Annotated in this window: 24 protein-coding genes, 1 tRNA gene and 2 pseudogenes; 19 read left to right on the top strand and 8 right to left on the bottom strand. The window is 69.5% G+C overall.

Going from position 1 to position 23,272, the window contains the following annotated elements; translation table 11 throughout:
- Positions 1–131: 131 nt before the first annotated feature.
- The 3 genes from OHB49_RS18685 to OHB49_RS18675 form a co-directional block, all read right to left on the bottom strand.
- Positions 132–791, bottom strand: a complete 660-nt coding sequence (locus tag OHB49_RS18685) for a response regulator transcription factor (protein ID WP_030975770.1) — start codon at positions 789–791, stop codon at positions 132–134.
- 269 nt (positions 792–1,060) lie between these two features.
- Positions 1,061–2,416: a sensor histidine kinase gene (locus OHB49_RS18680; protein ID WP_329161609.1), complete on the bottom strand. Its 1,356-nt coding sequence runs from the start codon at positions 2,414–2,416 to the stop codon at positions 1,061–1,063.
- 156 nt (positions 2,417–2,572) lie between these two features.
- On the bottom strand, positions 2,573–3,802 hold the full coding sequence (locus tag OHB49_RS18675; protein ID WP_329161607.1) for a sensor histidine kinase: 1,230 nt from the start codon (positions 3,800–3,802) through the stop codon (positions 2,573–2,575).
- A gap of 179 nt (positions 3,803–3,981) precedes the next feature.
- Here OHB49_RS18675 and OHB49_RS18670 point away from each other — a divergent pair, with 179 nt between their 5' ends.
- The 15 genes from OHB49_RS18670 to OHB49_RS18600 all read left to right on the top strand — a co-directional run bounded on the left by OHB49_RS18670 (position 3,982) and on the right by OHB49_RS18600 (position 16,870).
- A complete protein-coding gene (locus tag OHB49_RS18670; RefSeq protein ID WP_267008001.1) occupies positions 3,982–4,383 on the top strand; it encodes an NADH-quinone oxidoreductase subunit A in 402 nt (133 codons plus the stop codon).
- Positions 4,374–5,006, top strand: a complete 633-nt coding sequence (locus tag OHB49_RS18665; protein ID WP_030926285.1) for an NADH-quinone oxidoreductase subunit B — start codon at positions 4,374–4,376, stop codon at positions 5,004–5,006. The genes OHB49_RS18670 and OHB49_RS18665 overlap by 10 nt, the downstream gene beginning before the upstream one ends.
- Positions 5,003–6,352, top strand: coding sequence for an NADH-quinone oxidoreductase subunit C (locus tag OHB49_RS18660; protein WP_329161605.1), 1,350 nt, complete (start codon positions 5,003–5,005; stop codon positions 6,350–6,352). Before OHB49_RS18665 ends, OHB49_RS18660 begins: the two co-directional genes overlap by 4 nt.
- Positions 6,349–7,317: a complex I subunit 1/NuoH family protein gene (locus OHB49_RS18655; protein ID WP_329161602.1), complete on the top strand. Its 969-nt coding sequence runs from the start codon at positions 6,349–6,351 to the stop codon at positions 7,315–7,317. The genes OHB49_RS18660 and OHB49_RS18655 overlap by 4 nt, the downstream gene beginning before the upstream one ends.
- A complete protein-coding gene (locus OHB49_RS18650) occupies positions 7,317–7,919 on the top strand; it encodes an NADH-quinone oxidoreductase subunit I (protein WP_329161601.1) in 603 nt (200 codons plus the stop codon). Before OHB49_RS18655 ends, OHB49_RS18650 begins: the two co-directional genes overlap by 1 nt.
- Entirely contained in the window at positions 7,916–8,476 is a 561-nt protein-coding gene (locus OHB49_RS18645; RefSeq protein ID WP_037853508.1) for an NADH-quinone oxidoreductase subunit J family protein, read from the top strand. The genes OHB49_RS18650 and OHB49_RS18645 overlap by 4 nt, the downstream gene beginning before the upstream one ends.
- A complete protein-coding gene (gene nuoK, locus OHB49_RS18640) occupies positions 8,476–8,871 on the top strand; it encodes an NADH-quinone oxidoreductase subunit NuoK (RefSeq protein ID WP_030926276.1) in 396 nt (131 codons plus the stop codon). The genes OHB49_RS18645 and nuoK overlap by 1 nt, the downstream gene beginning before the upstream one ends.
- Positions 8,868–10,868 carry an NADH-quinone oxidoreductase subunit 5 family protein gene (locus OHB49_RS18635; protein WP_329161597.1) on the top strand — a complete coding sequence of 667 codons (2,001 nt, stop codon included), beginning with the start codon at positions 8,868–8,870 and terminating at the stop codon, positions 10,866–10,868. The genes nuoK and OHB49_RS18635 overlap by 4 nt, the downstream gene beginning before the upstream one ends.
- Before the next feature lie 27 nt (positions 10,869–10,895).
- The gene (locus OHB49_RS18630; protein ID WP_329161595.1) at positions 10,896–12,446 is read left to right on the top strand and encodes a complex I subunit 4 family protein; all 1,551 of its coding nucleotides are present in this window, start codon (positions 10,896–10,898) and stop codon (positions 12,444–12,446) included.
- Complete coding sequence (locus tag OHB49_RS18625; protein ID WP_329161593.1) at positions 12,443–13,999, top strand: NADH-quinone oxidoreductase subunit N; 1,557 nt, start codon at positions 12,443–12,445, stop codon at positions 13,997–13,999. The genes OHB49_RS18630 and OHB49_RS18625 overlap by 4 nt, the downstream gene beginning before the upstream one ends.
- A gap of 119 nt (positions 14,000–14,118) precedes the next feature.
- Positions 14,119–14,580 (top strand): large conductance mechanosensitive channel protein MscL, encoded by a 462-nt coding sequence (locus tag OHB49_RS18620; RefSeq protein ID WP_329161591.1) that lies wholly within the window; start codon positions 14,119–14,121, stop codon positions 14,578–14,580.
- Positions 14,581–14,802: 222 nt separating this feature from the next.
- A complete protein-coding gene (gene htpX / locus OHB49_RS18615) occupies positions 14,803–15,666 on the top strand; it encodes a zinc metalloprotease HtpX (protein WP_329161589.1) in 864 nt (287 codons plus the stop codon).
- Positions 15,663–16,055 (top strand): YccF domain-containing protein, encoded by a 393-nt coding sequence (locus tag OHB49_RS18610; RefSeq protein WP_329161586.1) that lies wholly within the window; start codon positions 15,663–15,665, stop codon positions 16,053–16,055. Before htpX ends, OHB49_RS18610 begins: the two co-directional genes overlap by 4 nt.
- 101 nt (positions 16,056–16,156) lie before the next feature.
- Positions 16,157–16,498 (top strand): hypothetical protein, encoded by a 342-nt coding sequence (locus OHB49_RS18605; protein WP_329161584.1) that lies wholly within the window; start codon positions 16,157–16,159, stop codon positions 16,496–16,498.
- Positions 16,499–16,597: 99 nt separating this feature from the next.
- Positions 16,598–16,870, top strand: coding sequence for a GlsB/YeaQ/YmgE family stress response membrane protein (locus OHB49_RS18600; RefSeq protein ID WP_030977879.1), 273 nt, complete (start codon positions 16,598–16,600; stop codon positions 16,868–16,870).
- Here the strand turns inward: OHB49_RS18600 and OHB49_RS18595 are convergent.
- From OHB49_RS18595 to OHB49_RS18585, 3 genes are all read right to left on the bottom strand, one after another.
- Positions 16,864–17,544, bottom strand: a complete 681-nt coding sequence (locus OHB49_RS18595; protein ID WP_329161583.1) for an alpha-ketoglutarate-dependent dioxygenase AlkB family protein — start codon at positions 17,542–17,544, stop codon at positions 16,864–16,866. The two genes, OHB49_RS18600 and OHB49_RS18595, sit on opposite strands and share 7 nt — an antisense overlap.
- 77 nt (positions 17,545–17,621) lie before the next feature.
- Positions 17,622–18,131, bottom strand: a complete 510-nt coding sequence (locus OHB49_RS18590) for a methylated-DNA--[protein]-cysteine S-methyltransferase (protein WP_329161581.1) — start codon at positions 18,129–18,131, stop codon at positions 17,622–17,624.
- A 232-nt stretch (positions 18,132–18,363) separates the two neighbouring features.
- Positions 18,364–18,852: a YajQ family cyclic di-GMP-binding protein gene (locus OHB49_RS18585; protein ID WP_030926258.1), complete on the bottom strand. Its 489-nt coding sequence runs from the start codon at positions 18,850–18,852 to the stop codon at positions 18,364–18,366.
- A gap of 168 nt (positions 18,853–19,020) precedes the next feature.
- On the opposite strand from OHB49_RS18585, the gene OHB49_RS18580 reads away from it, so the two are divergent.
- Positions 19,021–19,102: transfer RNA gene (locus OHB49_RS18580), tRNA-Tyr, on the top strand.
- 178 nt (positions 19,103–19,280) lie between these two features.
- On the opposite strand, the pseudogene OHB49_RS18575 reads toward OHB49_RS18580, so the two are convergent.
- Positions 19,281–20,122, bottom strand: a pseudogene (locus OHB49_RS18575) (tyrosine-type recombinase/integrase); the annotation flags it as partial.
- Positions 20,123–20,236: 114 nt separating this feature from the next.
- On the opposite strand from OHB49_RS18575, the gene OHB49_RS18570 reads away from it, so the two are divergent.
- On the top strand, positions 20,237–20,749 hold the full coding sequence (locus OHB49_RS18570) for a GNAT family N-acetyltransferase (RefSeq protein ID WP_329161578.1): 513 nt from the start codon (positions 20,237–20,239) through the stop codon (positions 20,747–20,749).
- Between the two features lie 42 nt (positions 20,750–20,791).
- On the opposite strand, the gene OHB49_RS18565 is transcribed toward OHB49_RS18570, so the two are convergent.
- Positions 20,792–21,625, bottom strand: coding sequence for a hypothetical protein (locus OHB49_RS18565; protein ID WP_329161576.1), 834 nt, complete (start codon positions 21,623–21,625; stop codon positions 20,792–20,794).
- Positions 21,626–21,865: 240 nt separating this feature from the next.
- Here OHB49_RS18565 and OHB49_RS18560 point away from each other — a divergent pair, with 240 nt between their 5' ends.
- Positions 21,866–22,099, top strand: coding sequence for a hypothetical protein (locus tag OHB49_RS18560; protein WP_329161574.1), 234 nt, complete (start codon positions 21,866–21,868; stop codon positions 22,097–22,099).
- Positions 22,100–22,172: 73 nt separating this feature from the next.
- Positions 22,173–23,176 (top strand): annotated as a pseudogene (locus OHB49_RS18555) (IS5 family transposase).
- Positions 23,177–23,272: the final 96 nt, after the last annotated feature.

The raw sequence follows: 23,272 nt of genomic DNA, 5'->3' as shown, positions 1-23,272 counted from the left end.
GCCTTTTCGTGCCGCTTTGCCATATTTCGCGAACCCCCTGGGCTGTCCGTCGGCGTGGCCGGGCGCTCGCAGGCGCTCATTCCGCGGCCCAGGCATGGCCACCGGCCACTACCTGACAGGGTGTCAGGTAATCAAGAGTTGAGGTAGGTCAGAACGGCCAGGACCCGTCGGTGATCCCCCTCACTGGGCGCCAGGCCGAGCTTCAGGAAGATGTTGCTGACGTGCTTCTCCACCGCGCCGTCGCTCACCACCAGCTGCTTCGCGACCGCCGAGTTGGTCCGCCCCTCCGCCATCAGACCGAGCACCTCGCGCTCGCGCGGCGTCAGCCCGGCCAGGACGTCCTGTTTACGGCTCCGGCCCAGCAACTGAGCCACAACTTCAGGGTCCAGCGCCGTGCCGCCCTGCGCCACCCGGACCACGGCGTCCACGAACTCGCGGACCTCCGCCACCCGGTCCTTCAGCAGATAGCCCACACCGCGGCTGCTGCCGGCCAGCAACTCGGTGGCGTACTGCTCCTCGACGTACTGCGAAAGGACCAGGACCCCGATGCCCGGGTACTCCTTGCGCAGCCGCACCGCCGCCCGCACGCCCTCGTCGGTGTGGGTCGGCGGCATCCGCACATCGGCGACGACCACATCGGGCAGCTCGCCCCCCTCGGCAAGATCGCCCACGGTCTTGATCAGGGCCTCGGCGTCCCCCACCCCCGCGACGACGTCGTGCCCGAGATCGGTCAGCAATCGGGTGAGCCCCTCCCGGAGCAGTACCGAATCCTCGGCAATGACCACTCGCACCCTGTCCTCCACCACGACGCCCTGTCCCCCTGTTGCTGTGCGCCGGCTCCACCGCCGACCGATCCGTCCCTCGTGCCCCCAGCATCCCAGCATCGGTCCGCGGGCGGGGGCTGTGACGGACGTTTGTGTACGGGCGGGGGACGCGACGGAGGCGCCCGGAACGGATCCGGGCGCCGCACGACGATTCGTACCTGCGTATGGATGTGCTGTGCGAGATGTGTTGCGCGACAATGTTGCTGTGTGACGCGCTCCCCGTGAGGTGCTCCGCCTCAGCCACGCCAGGGGAGCTCGGCCGTGACCCTCGTCGGGCCGCCCACCGGGGAATCGACGACAAGGACACCGTCGACCGCGTCCAGCCGCTCGGCCAGACCGGCGAGGCCGCTGCCCGCCGACAGATTCGCGCCGCCCCGCCCGTTGTCGGTGACCTGGAGCAGCAGCCGGTCGGCCGTACGCCACACGTCGACCGTCGCGCGCGTCGCCTGAGCGTGTTTGCTGACGTTCTGCAGCAGTTCGGACACGGTGAAGTAGGCGATGCCCTCGATGGCCTGCGCGGGCCGGGACGCCAGGTCCACCTCGACCGTCACCGGGACGGTGCAGCGGGAGGCGATGGCGGAGAGCGCGGCGTCCAGGCCGCGGTCGGTGAGGACGGCGGGGTGGATGCCGCGGGCGAGATCGCGGAGTTCCTGGAGCGCGACCTTCACCTCGCCGTGCGCCTCGTCGACCATGCGGGCGGCCGCCTCGGGGTCCTCGGTGAGCTTCTCCTTCGCCAGACCCAGCCCCATCGCCAACGCGACGAGGCGGGCCTGGGCGCCGTCGTGCAGATCGCGCTCGATACGCCGCAGATCGGCGGCTGCCGTGTCCACGACCACCCCGCGGTCCGATTCCAGCTCGACGACGCGTGACGCCAGCCGCGACGGCCCGAGCAGCCCGTACACCATCACCCGGTCCACGGACGCCAGACCGCGGATGATCCACGGGGTGAGGAGGACGAGCACCAGACCGAACGCGCTGGTCGCGGCCAGCTCGAACGGCGAGTCGAGATAGACGTGGTGCGTGGCGTCGCCGTACAGCTGAATGCCGTCGACCCCCACGTACGCAGGGAACACCCACTGCCACAGCGGGTAGCTGAACGCCGCCCATCCGTACGCCCAGAACGTCAACGACACGGTGAAGGCGAAGACCGCCCACGGGAAGTGCAGCAGCGCGTAGAGCAGATGCCGCCAGGACACCCCGCTCTTCAGGACCGCCCCCACCCATGACATCAGGCCGCCCGTCCTGCCGCGCACCGGAGCCGGCTCCGCCACCTCCAGCTTCAGCAGCCCTCGCGCCCGGGCCCGCTCCATCACGCCGAAGCCTCGGCACATCGCCAGACCGAGGGCGAGGACCGGGATACCGAGAAAGGTGATCAGCAGGCCCACGCCCAGCGACGTCATGGTGATCGCGAAGCTGAAGAGCACCACGCTGATCGGCAGACTCAGCAGCAGATAGCCGAACTCGCGCCAGGTCCTCGCCTCCAGCGGCGCGCGCAGCACCGCCGGGAAGAAGTGCTTCACCGGGGGGTTGTTCCCGGGGCCGGCACCGTACCGCTGATGGTCCCGAGTGTCCGGTCCGTATGCCGTGGCCATGGGTGCCGTCCGTTTCTTCTTTCAGCGGTGGTCTTGTCCGGTACAGCCCGTACAGCGGCTGATACATCAAGGGTGCTGTTCTGCGGGACGAGGCACCATGAGGCCGGTATCCCTCTTCGACCGGGGGTTTTCCCCACCCCGGCCTCCGGGCTGCGGCTAACGGCGCTCCGCGGCGCCCGCGCCGTCCCGGCCCCGGTCCCGGTCCGGGCCCCGCCCCTGGTCGCGGTCCCGCCAGGGCAGCTCCGCGGTGACCGTCGTCGGCCCGCCGGACGGCGAGTCGAGGACGAACAGCCCGTCGACCGCTCCCAGCCGCTCCGCCAGCCCCGACATCCCGGTCCCGCCGTCCATCCGGGCCCCGCCCCGGCCGTCGTCGCTGACCCGGATCAGCAGCCGCTCCGCCGACCGCCACACCTCGACGGAAGCCGAGCGTGCCCCGCTGTGTTTGCTCACGTTCTGCAGCAGCTCGGAGACGGTGAAGTAGGCGATGCCCTCGATCGCCTCCGCCGGGCGGCCCGGCAGGTCCACCCCCACCCGCACCGGGACGGTGCAGCGGGAGGCGATGGCGGAGAGCGCGGCGTCCAGGCCGCGGTCGGTGAGGACGGCGGGGTGGATGCCGCGGGCGAGATCGCGGAGTTCCTGGAGCGCGACCTTCACCTCGCCGTGCGCCTCGTCGACCATGCGGGCGGCCGCCTCGGGGTCCTCGGTGAGCTTCTCCTTCGCCAGACCCAGCCCCATCGCCAACGCGACGAGGCGGGCCTGGGCGCCGTCGTGCAGATCGCGCTCGATACGCCGCAGGTCCGCGGCTGCCGTGTCCACGACCACCCCGCGGTCCGACTCCAGCTCGGCGATCCGGCGCTCCAGCTCGTCCGACGGCGAGAGCAGCCCGCGCGCCATCGCCCGGTCCGCACCGGTGAGCAGACGTGCGATGAAGGGCAGCACGGGCCACAGAACGAACAGACTCACGAACGTCACCGTGAACGTGAGCACGCCCCAGGGCAGCCGGATGAACGAGTACAGCACCGCGCGCCAGCCCACCGGATCCTTGAGACTCGACCACAGCCACGGAAAGAAGCCCTGGTCGTGACGGGCCAGTGCCACCGAGCTCGGCTCGTCGATCCGTATCCCGAGCAACCCCCTGGCCCGGCCCCGCTCCGCCCGGCCGAGCAGCCGCGCCCCCTGCAGCCCGGCGGCCAGCAGCGGCAGACCGATCACCGTGACCGAAAGTCCCACGCCGACACCGATCATGAACACTGTGTAAACAAACCCGGCGAGCGCCATCGGCAGGTTGGACAGGAGATAAGAGATCTCCTTCCACGTCCACGGGTCGAGGGCGAAGCGGGCGGGCGGCAGCCGGTCGCCGTCGGGCACCGGGGGGCTCATGGTCATACGCCCAGCCTGCCGGGCCGGACCTGCGCACGCCATGGGGTTCATGGGTGGGGTGAAGTAGGGATAACCCCACCTCTTGCCCGACGCGGCTGCTTACCGTCTCTTTAGCAGGGCCTAGACTCCCGTGCGTACAGATCGTCGAACAGGTATGAGGGAGCGGAGGGGCGGACGTGGCCTACGTGGCGGACCTGCCGGAATCGACCGTTCTCGCGTCGGACTACTTCGACAGCTACTCGGTGGTCGGACTGCTCGCACTGATCGGCGTGCTGTTCGTGGCCGTGGCCTTCGGGGCCGGACGACTGCTGCGCCCCGTGGTTCCGACACCGGAAAAGCTCCTCACGTACGAGTGCGGCGTGGACCCCGTGGGTGAAGGATGGGCACATACCCAGGTCCGTTATTACGTCTATGCCTTCCTGTACGTGATCTTCGCCGTCGACTCGATCTTCCTGTTTCCATGGGCGACCGTATTCGCCGCGCCCGGATACGGCGCGACGACGCTGGTGGAAATGTTCATCTTCCTCGGTTTCCTGGCCGTGGGACTGCTCTACGCATGGAAGAAGGGCGTCCTCGAATGGACGTGACGAGCCCGCAGACCCCCGAGCCGCAGCCCCGGCCCGAAACGACCTTGCTGCCGGAGCCGAAGCGGCTCGGCGTGCTGTCCCGGCTCGCGCCGGAGCCGATGAAGGTGGTCCTCAACTGGGGGCGCCGCTACAGCCTCTGGGTCTTCAACTTCGGCCTCGCCTGCTGCGCCATCGAATTCATCGCCGCGTCCATGGCCCGGCACGACTTCATCCGGCTCGGCGTGATCCCGTTCGCCCCCGGCCCCCGCCAGGCCGACCTCATGATCGTTTCCGGCACGGTGACGGACAAGATGGCTCCGGCCGTCAAGCGGCTGTACGAGCAGATGCCCGAGCCCAAGTACGTCATCTCCTTCGGTGCCTGCTCGAACTGCGGCGGCCCGTACTGGGACTCGTACTCCGTGACGAAGGGCGTCGACCAGATCATCCCCGTCGACGTCTACGTACCGGGCTGCCCGCCCCGGCCGGAGGCCCTGCTCCAGGGCATCCTCAAGCTGCAGGAGAAGATCGCCCGCGAGTCGCTGGGTGAGCGGTACGCGACGGGCGGCGGCAGCCGGCCCTCCACCGCCGCACTGCGCAGCGGCCTGGTCGCCGCCCCGCCCGCACCGGGGGAGGACCGGAAGTGACCAGCACTCCCGCCACCGACGCGTACGACAGCCTGCCGGACGCCGTCACCGAACTCTTCGGCGAGGACGCCACGGCGGAGCACGCGTACGACCTGCTGACCGTCGACGTCCCCGCCACCGCCTGGATCGCCGCCCTCGAAACGGCCCGCGACCGGCTGGGCTGCACCTACTTCGACTGGCTGAGCGCCGTCGACGAACCGGGCACCGGCTTCCGCGTCTGCGCCCACGTCGCCGCCCCGGCACGCGGCAAGGTCCGCCGACTCCTGATCCGTACGACCGTCCCGCACGACGCCGCCGTCCTTCCCACGGCCGTCGGTGTCTACTCCGGCGCCGCCTGGCACGAGCGCGAGACGCACGAGATGTTCGGCATCGGCTTCGAAGGTCACCCGCATCTGGTGCCGCTGCTGCTGCCCGAAGGCTTCGAGGGCCACCCGCTGCGCAAGGACTTCGTGCTGGCGGCCCGGGTCGCCAAGGCCTGGCCGGGCGCGAAGGAGCCGGGCGAATCCGAACACGGCGGACCGAAGCGACGCACGATGCTGCCGCCCGGTGTCCCCGACCCGAACGAGTGGGGCCCCCTCAAGGGCCAGCTCCCTCCCGCCCCGACCCGCCCGGCCCGCACCGCCAGGGCCGCGGGCGACCGCCCGGTGCGCCGCGCCCGCAGCGTGAGCGAGGGCTCGGCGAGCCAGCAGCCGGAGGCGGCAGCGCCCGCCGCGAGCACGGAGACCACACCCCCTACCGCGCCCCCGCGCCGCACCCGGAGCGCGTCCCAGGGCTCGGCGAGCCAGCTGGGGGAGACGGCGGCGCCCGAGCCGGCAGCGACGGAACCGGCGACGACGGCATCGGCGGAACCGGCATCGGCACCGGCGGAACCGGCACCGGCGGAACCGGCATCGACATCGGCACCGGCGGAACCGGCACCGGCGGAACCGGCACCGGCGGAACCGGCACCGGCGCCCCGCAGCACGGACGCGCCCTGGCACAATGCCCGCCCGGCCTTCGACGAGACCCCGGAAGAGGGCTCCGCTCAGACCGTCGGCACCTCCGAGGAGCCGGGCACCTCTCAGCCCCTCGGCACCTCCGAGGAGCCGGGCACCTCTCAGTCCCTCCGGCGATCGAGGAGCGGGGCCCCCGGGGCGGAGCCCCCGGTCCGGGAAGGGGCGGGCAGCGGAGAGGCCCCGCGCAGCGGCCCCGCCACCGACTCCACGGACACCTCGGACGAGCCCGAGCCCCCGGCGCAGCCCGACGCCGCGGATGAGCCCGAGCCCCCGGCGCAGCCCGACACCCAGGACCCCGACCCCGCACCCGAGCCGACCCCCAACCACCCCGCCGGAGGCGATACCGCGTGAACGACGTACTCGACGTCGCCCTCCGGCTCATCATCGTCTTCGGGGTGTTCATGGTCGTCCCACTCGTCGTGGGCCAGACCGAGCACAAGGTGATGGCCCACATGCAGGGCCGCCTCGGCCCGATGTACGCGGGTGGCTTCCACGGCTGGGCCCAGCTCGTCGCCGACGGTGTGAAGTTCGCCCAGAAGGAAGACATCGTCCCGGCCGACGCCGACCGCCGTATCTTCCAGCTCGCGCCGGCCGTCGCCCTCCTCCCGTACCTCCTGGTGCTCGTCGCCATCCCGATCGGCCCGAGCGAGGGCGCGGTCGGCCAGGTGGTCGACGCGGGCATCTTCTTCGTGCTCGCCGTCATGGGCGTAGGAGTGCTCGGCTCGCTGATGGCCGGCTGGGCATCGGCGAACAAGTTCTCCCTCCTCGGCGGTCTGCGCACCGCCGCCCAGCTCCTCGCCTACGAACTGCCGATGCTGCTCGCCGCGGCGTCCGTCGCGATGGCGGCCGGCACCGTCTCCCTCCCCGGCATCGTCAACGCCTTCGAGTGGTGGTGGTTGCCCTGGCAGATCGTCGGCGCCCTGGTCTTCTTCGTGGCCGGACTCGCCGAACTGCAGCGACCGCCGTTCGACATGCCGGTCGCCGACTCGGAGATCATCTTCGGGGCGTACACCGAGTACACCGGTCTGCGGTTCGCACTGTTCCTGCTCGCCGAATACGCGGGCATCGTCGTCCTCTGCGGGCTGACCACCGTCCTCTTCCTCGGCGGCTGGCACGGCCCGCTGGGCGCCGACGGACTCGGCTGGGTCTGGACGCTCCTCAAGACCGCGGTCCTCGCCTTCGTCGTCATCTGGCTGCGGGTGAGCTACCCCCGCCTCCGCGAGGACCAGCTGCAGAAGCTCGCCTGGACCACACTCATCCCGCTCGCCCTCGCGCAGATCGCGCTCACCGGCATCGTGAAGGTGGCGATCAGCTAATGCCTCCGATCCCCGGCTCAGGCCTGGCCAAGGGCCTGGCCGTCACCCTGCGGACGATGACGAAGAAGACGGTCACCGCGCAGTACCCGGACGTCCAGCCCGAACTCCCGCCCCGCTCCCGCGGTGTCATCGGGCTGTTCGAGGAGAACTGCACGGTCTGCATGCTGTGCGCCCGTGAGTGCCCGGACTGGTGCATCTACATCGACTCCCACAAGGAGACGGTGCCCGCTGCCGCCCCGGGCGGCCGCGAGCGCAGCCGCAACGTCCTCGACCGCTTCGCGATCGACTTCTCGCTCTGCATGTACTGCGGCATCTGCATCGAGGTCTGTCCCTTCGACGCGCTGTTCTGGTCGCCGGAGTTCGAGTACGCGGAGACGGACATCCACGACCTCACCCATGAGCGGGACAAGCTCCGCGAATGGATGTGGACGGTGCCCGAACCGCCCGCGCTCGACCCGGGCGCGGAAGACCCGAAGGAGATCGCCGCCGCCCGCAAGACGGCGGAGAAACTCGAAGCCCAGCGCGCCCAAGAGGCCGAGCAGGCCAAGGAAGCAGCTCAGCCGTCCCAGCAGGCCCACGAAGAGGAAGAGGGGAAGGAGTGACACTCGCAGCCACCGCGGCCATCGCCCACCCCGGCTTCCTCTCCCCGACCGGCATCGAGATCGCCTTCGTCCTGGTCGGCATCGCCACCCTCGGAGCGGCCCTCATCACCGTCACGACCAAGCAGCTGGTCCATGCCGCCCTCTGGTTGGTCGTCGCGCTCGGCGGCCTCGCCGTCGAGTACCTCCTGCTCACTGCGGAGTTCATCGCCTGGGTGCAGGTGCTGATCTACGTCGGTTCCGTCGTCGTCCTCCTTCTCTTCGGGCTGATGCTCACCAAAGCCCCCATCGGCCGCTCCCCGGACGCCGACTCCGGCAACCGCTGGGCGGCCCTCGGCGTGGCGGTCGCCGCCGCGGCGGCCCTCGTCTGGGTCGTCGTCGACGCCTTCCGCACCACCTGGATCGACCTGGACGGACCGGCCCACGGGTCCACCGAGGCGACCGGCGCCTTCCTCTTCCGGCACTGGGTCCTGCCCTTCGAAGCGCTCTCCGTCCTGCTGCTCGCCGCCCTCGTCGGCGCGATCGTCCTGTCCCGCAAGCGCAGTAAGGAGCAGAGCTGATGCACCTCGCCTACCCCGCCGTGCTCGCCGCCCTCCTCTTCTGCACAGGGCTGTACGGAGTCCTCGCACGCCGCAACGCGATCCTGGTCCTGATGTCCGTCGAGCTGATGCTCAACGCCGTCAACCTCAACCTGGTCGCCTTCGACGTCTGGCTCCGCGACGCCCTGCACTCCGGCCAGGCCCTCACCCTCTTCACCATCGCCATCGCGGCGGCGGAGATCGGCATCGGCCTGGCGATCGTCCTCGCCGTCTACCGCAACCGAGGCAGCTCGGACGTCGACCGCCTCCGTGACACCGCCGAAACCGACGCCGCCGAAGCCCTCCCCGGCGACAGCACCGAAGACCAGGCCACTGCTCCGGCAGGGAAGGCAAAGAAGGCAGAGGCCACCGCGTGACCACCACGACCCTCGCCGTCCTCGTCCCCCTCCTCCCGTTCCTCGGCGCCGCAGCCGGCCTGCTCCTCGGCCGCACCGCCCCCGGCTACGTACGCCCCCTCGCCGTCCTCCCCACCCTCGTCACGGCCGTACTCGCCGTCGTCGTCGCCGCACGCCAGGGCGGCGGCCCGGCCATCGACGCCGCGACCCGGCTCACCCCCACCGGCTCGGTCCCGATCGACCTCGCCCTCCACCTCGACGGCTTCGCGGTCCTCGTCGCCGTCCTGGTCGGGCTCGTCGCGACCTGCGTGCAGATCTACTCGACCGGCTACCTGCGCGACGACCCCCGCTACCCCTCGTACGCGGCCCTCGTCTCCCTGTTCACCGCCGCGATGCTGCTCGTCGTCTACTCCGGCGACCTGATGGTGCTGATGGTCGGCTGGGAGATCATGGGCATCTGCTCGTACTTCCTCGTCGGCCACTACTGGGAGACACCCGAAGCGCGCGCCGCCTCCCTCAAGGCCTTCCTGGTCACCAAGCTCGGCGACGTCCCCTTCCTGATCGGTCTTTTCGCGCTCGCCGCCGACACCGGCACCTTCCGGATCACCGGCATCCTCGGCGCCGTCGCCAACGGCGGCCTGGACCACCCCACCGTCATCGCCCTGCTGCTGCTCGCTGGGGTCGTCGGCAAGTCCGCCCAGTTCCCCCTGCACACCTGGCTGCCCGACGCGATGGCGGGCCCGACCCCCGTCTCCGCGCTGATCCACGCCGCGACGATGGTCGCCGCCGGCATCTACTTCGTGGCCCGGCTCCTCCCCGTCTTCGCCGAATCCGGCGCCGCCCTCGTCGTCCTCGCCGTGATGGCGGCGGTCACGATGATCGGATCGGGGCTCGCAGCGCTCGCCCAGGACGACATCAAACGCGTCCTCGCGTACTCGACGATCGGCCAGCTCGGCTACATGTCGGGTGCACTGGCCGTCGGCGACCGCGGGGCGGCCGTCTTCCACCTCATCTCGCACGGCGCGTTCAAAGCCGTCCTCTTCCTCGCGGCCGGCGTCGTCATCCACGCCGCCGGGACCAACTCGCTGGCCGCCATGTCCCGCATGGGCGGACTGGCCAAGCGCATCCCGGACGCCTACTGGACGATGACCGTCGCCCTCCTCGCGCTCGCCGCCATCCCGCCGTTCGCCGGCTTCTTCTCCAAGGAAGCCGTCCTCGTCGCTGCCGAACACACCGCGCTCGGCGACCGGCACGTCGCCCCGGCCGCCGCCGGGTGGACCGTCCTCGTCGCCGGACTGCTTGCCGCCGTCCTCACCGCCGCGTACGCCACCCGCCTCTGGCTCCTCGCCTTCCGCGGCCGCGGAGCCGAGGTCCCCGACCACGGCAGGCAGCCCGTCGCGATGACCGCCGTCCTCTGGGCCCTGGCCATCCCCACCATCGCCTTCGGATTGACCGTCGGCGTGATCACGGACTGGTTCGACGGCCACAGCCTCACCCCGACCGTGACCACCGCCGTCCTCTCCACAGGCGTCGCCCTCGTCGGCGGCCTCGTCACCTACGCCGCCTGGCGCCACACCACGGCCCTCGCCGCCCGCATCCCCGTCGGCGCCGTCGTCGCCCACCCCGACGCCGAACCCGCACTCGTCGAGGCCGAGGCCATGACCCACCACACCGCCGGCTACGGCGACACCCCGGGCGCCCCCGACCCGGCCGACCCGGGCCGTCTGCTGCTCGGCCCGCTGCACCGCCACGCCGCCACCGGCTTCCACCTGGACGCCCTCTACACGAAACTGTTCGTCCGCCCCGTCCAGGCCGCGGCGAGCCTCGTCCGCTTCCTGGACCGCGAGGTCGTCGACACGTACGTACGCGGCTCCGGCACCGGCGCACGCCTGCTCGGCACCGCCGTCCGCCGCGCCCAGACCGGCAATGTGCAGACCTACCTCAGCGCACTGCTCGCCGGTTCCCTTGTCCTGGCGATCGCCGCCGTCGTTTTTGCCACCGTCAACGCCGGGTCGTGAGCCGTGATCGATATCAGCGAATCCGTGATGCAGTTCCTTCTCGCGTTCATCGTCGTGGGCCCGCTCATCGGCGCCGTCGCCGCCCTCCTGCCGGCCCCGCCCGGGCTGCGGGGAAAGAACTCCGACCAGGCCGTGCTCCGCCACGGCGTGACCGTCACCGGCGCGATCCTCGTCGCCGCGATCGTGCTGGCCCTCGGCTTCGACCACGACCACCCGTCGAAGATGCAGGCCACCACCGACATCAGCTGGATCCCGGCGCTCGACGTCCGTATCCACCTCGGCATCGACGGCATCTCGCTCCCCCTTCTCGTACTGACCGCGCTGCTGACCTTCCTCTGCGCGCTCTACAGCTACTTCAAAATGCCCGACGGCCCCTCCCCGAAGGCCTTCGTCGCACTCGTCCTCGTCCTCGAGTCCGGCACCCTCGCGACCTTCGCCGTCCTCGACCTGCTGCTGTTCTTCCTGGCGTTCGAGATGGTCCTCATCCCGATGTACTTCCTCATCGCCCGCTGGGGCGGCGCACAGAGGCAGGCCGCCGCCTGGAAATTCATCCTCTACACGCTGCTCGGCTCCGTGATCATGCTGCTGGGTCTGCTCCTCATCGGACTGAAGAGCGGCACCTTCGACATGGTGGCACTCGCCACTGACAACGGCCGTGGGCTCACCTCGTCCGTGCAGGTCATCGCCGTACTCGCGATCGGTATCGGGCTCGCCGTGAAGACCCCGATGTGGCCGCTGCACAGCTGGCTGCCGGACGCCCACACCGCCGCCCCGACCGTCGGCTCGGTGCTCCTCGCGGGCGTGCTGCTGAAAATGGGCACGTACGGATTCGTCCGCATCCTGCTGCCCATCACCCCCGACGGAATGCACACCTTCGCGCCGTACCTCGCCGCGTTCGCAGTCGTCGGCATCGTCTACGGATCGCTCGCCTGCCTGGCCCTCGCCCGCCCCGGCTCCAAGGGCGACCTGAAGCGCCTGATCGCGTACTCCTCCGTCGGCCACATGGGCTTCGTACTCCTCGGCATCGCCACCATGACCCCCACCGGCGTCAACGGCGCGCTCTTCGCCAACATCGCCCACGGCCTCATCACCGGCCTGCTGTTCTTCCTGGTCGGCGCCGTCAAGGACCGGTACGGCACCGCCGACCTCGACACCCTCTCCGGTGCCACCGGAGCCGCCCTCTACGGCCGCGCCCCCCGCCTCGGCGGCCTCCTCGCCTTCGCCGCCGTGGCCTCGCTCGGCCTGCCCGGTCTCGCCGGATTCTGGGGCGAGATGCTCACTCTGTTCGGCGCCTTCGACCCGGCCCCGGGCCTCAGCCGCCCGGCCTTCCTCACCTTCATGTCGATCGGCGCGTTCGGCACCCTGCTCACCGCCGCATACATGCTCATCGTGGTACGCCGCGTCTGCATGGGCGAGAAGCGTGAGGAACCGCACCGGATCGCAGACATCCAGACGTACGAGTTCGCCGCCTGGACCCCGCTCGCCGCCCTCACCGTCCTCGCCGGCCTGTGGCCCGCCGTCCTCCTCGGCCTCACCGACCCGGCCGTGCAGAAGCTCCTCGCAGGAGGCAAGTCGTGACCACAGCGGCCGACAGCACCACCAGTCTCGTCCAGTCCGTCGACTGGCTCGCCATCGCGCCCCCCGTCATCGTCGCGACGGTCGCCCTGATCATCCTGGTCGCCGACCTGTTCCTCCCCGAGGAACGCAAACCCCTCCTGGGCCTGGCGAGCATCGCCGGACTCGTCGCCGCCCTCGCCCTCCTCATCCCGCTGCGCGACGGCAACCACTCCACCTTCTGCCTCACCACGGGAACCGGCACCGAAGCCTGCAGCTACACCGCCGACCACTTCGCCCTGATCATCCAGGTCCTCGTCCTGGGCGGCGCCCTGCTCACTGCGCTGCTCTCCTTCGGCGACACCCGCAGACTTCCGGTCGGCGAATTCTGGTTCCTGCTCCTGTCCTCCGCGGCAGGCGCCGCGCTCCTGCCCGCCGCCCGCGACCTCGCCACCCTCGTCGTCGCCCTCGAAGTCGCATCCCTGCCCGCCTTCGCCCTCGTCGGCATCAAGCGCGACGACCGGCGCTCGTCCGAGGCGGCCCTCAAGTTCTTCCTCTCCTCCGTCGTCGCGACGGCCGTGATGCTCCTCGGCGTCAGCTTCGTGTACGCGACGACCGGCACCCTTCACCTCACGGAACTCGCCACCCGTCTCCACGACGTCCCCGAGCAGCTGTCCATCCTCGCCAAGGCGGGCGTCGCCCTCACCCTTGTCGGCTTCGCCTTCAAGACGGCAGCCGCACCGTTCCACTTCTGGGTCCCCGACACCTACGTCGGCGCCCCGCTGCCGGTCGCCGCCTACCTGTCGGTCGTCGGCAAGGCCGTCGGCTTCTCCGGGCTGATCCTCGTCACCGTGATCGCGTTCCCGTCCTACGCCGACGTCTGGGGACCGGCCCTCGCCGTCGTCGCCGCCCTCACCATGACCGTCGGCAACGTCGCCGCCCTGCGCCAGACCGCCACCCGCGCCCGCAGCGCCGTACGCCTGCTCGCCTGGTCGTCCATCGCCCAGGCCGGATACCTCCTCGTGCCGATCGCCTCCGCCGCCTACTCCAGCGACGAACAGATCGGCTCCACCGTCGCGTACGCCCTCATGTACGCCGTCGTGAACCTCGGCGCCTTCGCCGTGGCCGCCCTTGTCGCCCGCACGAAGCCGGACAACCGCCTCTCCGACTACCGGGGCCTGTACGCCACCCGCCCCCTCACCGCCCTCGCGATGGGCTTCTTCCTGCTCTGCCTGGCCGGCCTCCCGCCGGGCATCGTGGGCCTCTTCGCCAAGGTCACGGTCTTCTCCTCGGCCGTGGACGCGGGACTCGGCTGGCTCGCCGTCGTCATGGCCGTGAACGTCGTGATCGCGCTCTACTACTACCTGCAGTGGACGGCGGCGCTGTTCCGCGCCCCGGAAGAGGCTGAGCCGGCCGCCCCGGCCGCCGCCCTGGCAGCCGGCCCGGCGATCGGGGTCCAGACCCTGCGCGCACCCGTCTCCCTCACCACCGCGATCGCCCTCACCGCCGCAGTCGGCATCGTGCTCTCCGGTGCCCCGCAGCTCGTACTCCGGTTCGCCGCGGTCAACCTCTTCTGACCGCACGCCCCCGCCCAAGATCGGTTTGCCTCGGGCGGACCGAACAGGGCAGGGTCATGCCCGCACAACGACACAGACGTACGACACACACACGCACACAGTGGACAGGAGCGAGAGCAGTGCTGAACGGGTTCAAGGACTTCATCCTGCGCGGAAACGTCATCTCCATGGCGATCGGACTCGCCGTCGGAGCCGCGTTCACCGCAGTCGTCACCGGCTTCAGCACCGCCTTCATCACCCCCCTGATCGGCCTCGCCACCGGCTCCGTCGGCGACTTCAGCAAGGCCCGGTTCACGGTCGAGGGCGCCGAATTTCCGTACGGAAAGTTCCTCGCCGCCGCCATCGCCTTCCTGATCACCGCCGCGGTGCTCTACTTCTGCGTCGTCGTCCCGATGACCAAGGTCCAGAACCGCTTCGCGTCCAGCAAGGACCAGAAGGTCGACATCAAGGCAGCCCTGCGCGACTGCCCCCGCTGCTACACCGAGATCCCCGCCATCGCCTCCCGCTGCGCCCACTGCACCAGCGAGGTCGAGCCCGACTCCGAGGCCCTCGCGCTGGCCAAACTCCCCGCCCAGCGCTGACCCTCCCCGCGCGACCCGCACCGCCCCCCCGACACCCGTACGGCCCAATGCCTGCTCCGGCCCGAACAGCCGGACAAGCCGCCGGACACGGCCCGCCCTCCGGCCGTGCGCACAAGGGAACTAGCTCTCCCCGCCTGGCGTTGACCAGTACAGGAGGCTCCACTGGGGAGTGGAGCACCACCAGCAAAGGGTTCCCCTGCTGCACCACTTGGAGGGCGTACCGTGCACCGCCGGCACAACGGGCTGAGAACCGCCGTACTCCTCGGGGGCCTGTCAGCACTCATCATCGTCATCGGCAGCTTCTTCGGACGTACAGGGCTCGTCGTCGCGCTCGTCGTAGCAGTAGGCACCAACGCCTACGCCTACTGGAACAGCGACAAGCTCGCACTCAGAGCCATGCGGGCCCGCCCGGTCAGCGAGTTCGAAGCGCCACAGCTGTACCGAATCGTCCGTGAACTCTCCACCGCGGCCCGGCAGCCCATGCCACGGCTTTACATCTCCCCGACCCAGGCACCCAACGCATTCGCCACCGGACGCAACCCGCGCAACGCGGCAGTCTGCTGCACCGAAGGCATCCTCCAGATCCTGGACGAACGCGAACTGCGCGGCGTCCTCGGCCACGAGCTCAGTCATGTCTACAACCGCGACATCCTGATCTCATCCGTCGCCGGAGCACTCGCCTCCGTCGTCATGTTCCTGGTGAACTTCGCCTGGCTGATCCCCGTGGGCCGATCCAACGACGACGAAGGCCCCGGCATCCTCGGCATGCTGCTGATCATGATCCTGGGCCCCCTCGCCGCCTCCGTCATCCAGCTCGCCGTCAGCCGCTCCCGCGAGTACGAAGCAGACGCCTCGGGCGCCCGGCTGACCGGCGACCCCCTGGCCCTCGCCGGCGCCCTGCGCAAACTGGACGCCGGAACCAAACAGCACCCCCTGCCCCCCGAGCCGAAGATCGAGACCGCGAGCCACATGATGATCGCGAACCCGTTCCGCCCCGGCCAGGGGATGTCCAAGATGTTCTCGACACATCCGCCGATGGCGGAGCGCATCGCCCGACTCGAGCAGATGGCAGGTCATCGCCCGTGAAGACAATCCTGAACGTCATATGGCTGGTCCTGTGCGGCTTCTGGATGTTCCTCGCCTACATAGCCGCCGGCATCCTCCTCTGCATCACCATCATCGGAATCCCGTTCGGCCTGGCCGCCTTCCGCATCGGCCTCTACGCCCTCTGGCCCTTCGGCTACACAGTCGTCGACCGTCGCGACGCCGGCGCGCCCTCCTGCGTGGGCAACGTCCTCTGGCTGATCCTCGCCGGCTGGTGGCTCGCCCTCGGTCACATCACCACCGGCATCCTGCTCTGCCTCACGATCATCGGCATCCCACTCGGCATCGCCAACTTCAAGCTGATCCCGGTCTCACTCATGCCCTTCGGCAAGGAAATCGTCCGAACCGACCAGCCGTTCGTCGGACGCTGACGCAGGCCGGACAACCGGACAGCGAGGCGGCGCGGCCGCCGAGGACCACCTCGTCGACCCGTCGACGGCCCACTGTCAGTGCCGTCGTCCACCATGAACCCATGAACGACACCGAGCAGTTGCCGACAGCCGCCGAGAAGACGGCGCACACCGCCCCGCGACGGGTGAAGCACCCGCTCCCCGGAGTCCCCACCACCGAAGACGTCGCCCGTGCGGCAGCGGCCCCCGGCTTCTCCCCGCCGCCACTACCCACTGTCGTCCGTAACCCCATCACCGACGGCGGCCTCGGCCCGGGACACGGGCTGCTGCCGATCACCGGCGGACCCGCCCTCTCCGGGCAACACTCCCTCGTCGCCCTGGACGGAACCGGGTGGTACGGAGAGGACCCCGACGACGACGTACCGGAACTGCAACCCTGGCCGGACTACAACGCCCGCATCTGAGCCCGCTGTGACCTGCCGCTCTTTCTGCTCAACCGGCAACCACGCAGGCTCGTGCAACGTCTTGGGTTTCACAACCAGGCGAAGGGTAGGTTCGGCAACATGAGCATCATCGGTTGGATCATTCTCGGACTGCTGGCCGGAGCCATTGCCAAGATCCTGCTCCCCGGCCGCGACCCGGGCGGGCTGGTCGGCACCACCCTCATCGGAATCATCGGCGCCTTCATCGGCGGCTGGATATCGTCGCACTTCCTCGACCGCCCGATATCCAACGACTTCTACGACACCACGACGTGGATCTCCGCCATCGGCGGCTCACTGGTGCTGCTCATCATCTACCGACTGCTCTTCGGGAACTCACGAGAACGTCACTGACGCCCGCCCGCGCCCGGTCCGCCCAACCCGGTCTCGCGCAGCGTCACATTGAGCCGGCCACCGTTCATACCCGTCGCAGGATCAGCCGTCCCGGGACGGACCTTCGGCACGCCGTGAAACGCGAAGCGTGACGGCCCACCGAAGACGAACAGGTCACCGGAAGCCAACTCCACATCCGTGTAAGGCCGTCCACGGTCCTCCGTATTGCCGAATCGGAAGACGCACGTATCGCCGATGCTGAGCGAGACGACCGGAGCGCCCGACCGCTCCTCCTTGTCCTGGTGCATGCCCATCCTCGCCGCGCCGTCATAGAAGTTGATCAGTGCGGTGTCCGGCGCGTACGCCTCGGCCGAGTACTCCTCCCCGTACGCCTCGACCAGCGCCTCCCGGCCCAACTCCACCAACCAGTCCGGGAATTCGGCCACCCTGGCGCCGTTCACATCATCCGCGGTACGCGAATAGCGGTACGGCTGCCAGTGCCAGCCCACACAGACCGACTGCACGGACATCACCCCGACGCCCGGCAACACCGTGTGCCGCAGCGGCACAGGCCCCCGCGCCCACCCCCGGCACGCCTCGACCAGCTCCCGCTGCCGTTCCACCGACAGCCACTCCGGCACATGTACCGCCCCCGGCGCCACGACGGCCCGCGGCCTGGGGAAGAGACCCGCCATTCAGCACACCGCCGTTCGGTACTCAGCGCCATTCGGTACTCGGCCGCTCAGCGCACATTCACGGAGCACACGGCCCCTCAGCGCACCACCAGGGCACCTTCCAGCCCCAGAAGTCGCTCCTTGCGCTCCAGGCCGCCGGCGTAACCCCGCAGTGCCCCGTCCGCACCGATCACCCGATGGCACGGGCGCACGACCAGCAGAGGGTTGCGCCCGATCGCCGTCCCCACGGCCCGCACGCCCGCCCCGGGCGTGCCGATCCGCTGGGCAATCTGTCCGTACGACACCGTCTCCCCGTACGGGACGGTGTCCAGCGCGTCCCAGACCCGGCGCTGGAACTCGGTGCCCTGCCCCTCCACGTACGCGATGTCGAAGTGCGTCAGCCGGCCCTCGAAGTACGCCCGCAGCTGGCCGGCGATCCCGGCGAAGGCCTCCGGCGCGTGGATCCAGCCGTCCTGGACGACAGCGGCACCCTTCTGACCGGGCATGGAGAGCGACGCGAGCGCCACACCGCCCGCCTCGACAGCTGCTTCCTCGCCGACCAGCAGCAGTTCGCCCAGCGGGCTGTCGACGGTCGCATACATGGTCATGGCCGGTCCCTCTCTTCATCCGTACTGGGCGACTCCGTACGGAGTGACTCCGTACAGGGCGACGAATCACGCGAATCGCCCGATTCGTCGTTCCGTACGGACAAGTCTGCGCCCGCCCGCCCCCTACGACCGGCGGTATTCGGACGTCACACCCGGAGGTGCGAGGCCGGCCGGCACTTGCCACCCCGCCCCGACCCCGCGCCGCGCCCGATCGGGCGGGCGGCCGAAAGACCTACCGGTAGTTCACGAACTGCACGGCGAAGTCGAAGTCCTGCCCCTTCAGCAGCGCCTGCACGGCCTGCAGGTCGTCCCGGCTCTTCGAGCTGACCCGCAGCTCATCGCCCTGGACCTGCGCCTTGACGCCCTTCGGGCCCTCATCACGAATGATCTTCGCCACCTTCTTGGCGTTCTCCTGGGAGATGCCTTCCTCGATCGTGGCGAAGATCTTGTACTCCTTGCCGGACAGCTGCGGCTCGCCCGCGTCCAGCGACTTCAGTGAGATGCCCCGCTTGATCAGCTTGGACTGGAAGATGTCGAGGATCGCCTTCACACGCTCCTCGCCGTTCGCCTCCATCAGGATCTTCTCGCCGGACCAGGAGATCGAGGCACCCGTGCCCTTGAAGTCGTAGCGCTGCGAGATCTCCTTGGCGGCCTGGTTGAGGGCGTTGTCGACCTCCTGCCGCTCGACCTTCGAGACGATGTCGAAACTGGAGTCGGCCATGACGTGTGGCTCCTTGCGTCGTATGCGGTGGGTACAGGGCAAAGCCTAGCCACCGCCGACCGCCGCGAGCACTGATCAATCAGGTGGCGGAGCACCCCCGGTCATCGGGTATCGTTTACGTCGTCGCCAAGGAGCCCCAGTCAAACGGAGTTCCAACGCGTCGTTCGAGGCGGTGTGCCCGAGTGGCCAAAGGGAGCAGACTGTAAATCTGCCGGCTCAGCCTACCCAGGTTCGAACCCTGGCGCCGCCACAGAACGGGAAACCCCCGCTGACCTGCTAACAAGCAGATCAGCGGGGGTTTCTGCATGCTCCGGACATGCCCGGGGGAGGGGGCCGAAATGCGCGGCTTGTCTCACCTCATGCCACCGGTATCCCGCCTCTGATCAGGCCGTGTCCCCCACCTGTCCCCCGGGGGACAGATGGCACCCTCACTCCGGTTCGTTCCACTCACGCATTGCCGCATCGATCCGATGGTTGGCACGCTCCTGCGTCTGTGCCAGCACCTTCGCGTACACCCGAAACAGGACGGCGATGGTGTGCCCCGCTCGCCGCGCGCACTCCATCGGATCCACCCCGGAACTCAGCCAGAACGAGACCCCGGCGTGGCGCAGATCATAAGGACGGCGGGCGAGCAAAGACGCAGCCTCCTGCTCGGCCAGCACGTCCTTGCGGGCCCGCGCCCAGACCTCGCCGTATCCGGTCTCGTGGAGCAGCCCCCCACGGTTCGTCCGGAACAGCCGTCCGTCCGGAGCGACGCCGTGAGTGGCGATGTGCTGGCGCAGCAGCCGCACGAAATGCGGGGGGATCGGTACCGGCCGCGAGTCTTTGACAGCCCGCGCCTTCAGATGCCGCACCTCATGCGCCTGCCCGTCGTTGGTCCAATTCCGTCCCGCTCGAGTGGCCCCCTGGCGCAGCGTCAGCGTCCCCCACCCCGTCTCCGGCAAGTGGCACTGTTCACGGCGAAGTGCGGTTGCTTCGGCCGGCCGCATGGCCGCGTAGTACAGGCACCCGAAGAACGCCTCCAGATGCGCGCCGCGCGGCCCCTGCTCGCGCACACCCTTGAGCAATGAGCGAACCTGGCGGGGGTTGGCGACGCTCTCGGGGTCGACTTCCTCGGCAGACTTCGGTGCGACCCACTTGACGGTGGTCAGCGGATTCACGGGCGTAGTGAAATACCGCTCTTCGACGGCGAGCCCCAGCACATCACTGAGGCAGGCACGCTTGCGCCGTGCGCAGCCGGTTTTCCATCGATCTTCAGCCCCAGGGCGTCTGAGCGGCCCATTCGCTGCACCGTCACGACATTCCGAGGCGACCTGAACCGGATGAACTACGAGATCGGCGACCAGTCCGCCCGAAGCGAGGACGATCCTCTCGCCCGGACGACGTGACCAAGCTCCTGGCCCTCCGCGAGGAGGCCGCAGCTTGGCTCACTCGTCTCGGCAGCGACCAGTGGCAGCGTCCCTATCCAGCTGACCGGCTGGCAGCCACGATTGAGGCTGGCTCCGTCTTCATGGTCATGGACGGCGCCGCGACCGCAGCCACCATCACACTCTCACCGGAGGCGGAAGACGGCCTGTGGACGGAACGGGAGTTGGCTGAGCCGTCCACTTTCGTCACCAAGCTGACCGTGTCCCGTGCTTACGCCGGGCAGAACCTTGGTGGGCGGTTGCTCGACTGGGCGGGCGACAGGGCGTATCGCGATGGTACGAAGTGGCTCCGTCTTGACGCGTGGTCAACGAACGAGGCACTGCAGCGGTACTACCTTCGGCAGGAGTTCGAGCACGTCCGGACCGTCCGAGAGGGTGGCGCGGTAAACGGGGGGCCGCGCGTCTCAGGCTGGCTCGCGCAGCGACGAACGGCACTGGCCGACCACGGCTTCGAGGACTACACCGCCTGACAGCGCGCCTATCATGCGGATGGTCCACAACTGGCCTCGCGCTCAACGATTGCAGACGAGGTTGTCCATCGGCGAGGCGTTGATCGAGCTGAGCTCCCATGTCGTGCCGTTCCAGATGAAGTGGGGATCCGCGGCGGAGTTAAGCCCCATCGCGGAGCTGAAGCCATGACCGGTGATGGCATTGCAGACGGCTACCGCTTCAGTAATCGCGAGCCGGACGTCGATACCGTTGATCTGTAGCCCTGTACACGTTGTATTGGACGCGGTCGTGTTGGTGCTCGCACAAGTAAGCGTCGCGCCGTGCACGATCTGGGTCGAGAGGAACTGACCGAGGACCAGTTGGGGTGCTGCCGGTCCTTGCGGTCCGGTGCCGCCCGTCTGTCCGGGGTCGCCTTGCGGTCCGGTGCCGCCCGTCTGTCCGGGGTCGCCTTGCGGTCCGGTGCCGCCCGTCTGTCCGGGGTCGCCTTGCGGTCCGGTGCCGCCCGTCTGTCCGGGGTCGCCCTGCGGACCGATGCCGCCCGTCTGTCCGGGGTCGCCCTGCGGACCGATGCCGCCCGTCTGTCCGGGGTCGCCCTGCGGACCCTGCAGGCCGGTGGCGCCCTGCGGGCCGGTGGGTCCGACCTTGCACTTGTCGTGGCCGTAGCCCAGGGGGCCGGGTACGCCGCCGTGATCGCCCCTGCCGTCCCGGCACTCATCGCCGCCGGCGGCACGTACCGAGCTCGTGGGCGCCGACAGCGAGCTCAACGGGGCCGCAATCGCAGGCTCGGCGAAACCAAGCACCACGAGGGGCAGCGACGCCGCAGCACCGCCGACGCACCACCTGCCCTGCCTGAGCAGCGGCCCGATGCCGGACCGGGTGCGGTTCTCAGTACTCATGCTCAATTACTCCTCAGAGAAGCAAGCGAATGGACGGGAAAGTCCCGCTCTCGGGCACCCTCCGGCAGATTTCCACCGCGCTAGGTGGCCCTGACGGCAGACGCGCCGAACGATCAAGCGAGTGGTCGAGCGGAGCGCACCCATATGCGCGGTTGTCCACGTGGAGACCTTGATGAAGCGGTTGGGCCGTGAGCTGCGCGGCTCCGGTCGGTTGTCAGTGGCCCCGTTTACGATCCGGCCGTGGCAATCGACATCCCTGAAGATCCGATCGTGCTGGAACGGTCTGCGGTCGCGGAGCAGCGCAAGGCCCTCCCCGAGCCGTACACCGAGGAGGCGTGGGAGCCCTGGCGCGAGGGTGCTGCAGCGTTCCAGGCCGCGGTGACCGCGCATGCCGCGGCGGCCGGGGTGTCCCGGTACGAGCTGGAGATGGCCGTGAAGTTGGCCGTCCTGCATCCGGAGCCGGAAGGCGACTAGGGCACGTATCGGGTTGTGATCAATCTGTGGGATTCACCCTCGCGACGAGACCGGGTCCGGTAGATCATCTTGCATGACGCGCATGCAACTGACGGACCTGGACTGGGAGTTCATTAGGCCCTACCTGCCGGTCGGAGAGTACGGCCCGTACCCGGAGCGGCTGCGGCAACAGCTCGAAGGGGTGATCTGGCGGTTCAGGACGGGCGGGCAGTGGCGAGAGATGCCGAAGGAGTTCGGCGCCTGGTCGACCGTCCACAACCGCTTCCGGCAGTGGCGGGACGCCAGCGTCTTCGAGGCCTTGCTGGAGGGCGTGATCGCGGAAGCCGCGAAGCGCGGTGAGGTGGACCTGTCCCTGGTCAGCGTCGACTCCACCACTGCGCGGGCCCACCATGACGCTGCCGGGATGCACCTTGGCGAGGACGTCATCACCGTCCTGGAGAAGGCTGCCGCCGAGGAGAAGGAGGCCCGGTCAAAGGGGGCAGTCCTGAAGGACAAACCGGACGGGACGCCGAAACCGATCCCGAGCGGGAGGAGCAGCGACGCATCCGGCGCCGGCGCAAAGTCCGGCTGAAGGCCGCTCTCCTCGGACGCTCCAGGGGTGGGCAGACCAGCAAGATCCACCTCGCCGCCGACCGGAAGTGCCGCCCGCTGGCGCTCGTCCTGACCGCGGGTCAGGCCGCCGACAGCCCGCAGTTCATCCCCGTGCTGGGGAAGATCCGGGTCTGCGGGCCCGTTGGCCGCCCCCGCACCCGACCCGGCGCGGTCGCCGGGGACAAGGCCTATTCGTCCCGAGGCAACCGGGCCCACCTGCGGCAACGCGGCATCAAGGCGGTCATCCCGGAGAAGAGGGACCAGGCCGCCAATCGGAGGAAGAAGGGCTCCAGGGGCGGCCGTCCGGTCGGCCACGACGCCGACCTCTACAAGGAGCGGAACACCGTCGAGCGCCTGATCAACAAGCTCAAGGCCTGGCGAGGCATTGCCACGCGCTACGACAAGACCCCGGGCAGCTACCTCGCTGGCCTTCACCTACGCGCCTCGATGATCTGGATCAAAGACCTCACACAGATCACCCACTGATCACAAAAGTACGAGCCCCGGCGCGTATCGGACTGTAATCAATCTGAGAGATTCGGCCTCAAGGTCTGCCAAGCCAACGGTCACGGACCCGGTCCG

Source organism: Streptomyces sp. NBC_01717, assembly GCF_036248255.1.
GTDB lineage: Bacteria > Actinomycetota > Actinomycetes > Streptomycetales > Streptomycetaceae > Streptomyces.
The sequence above is the reverse complement of the archived record's forward strand: the minus strand, read 5'-3'. Positions and strand labels throughout refer to the sequence as shown.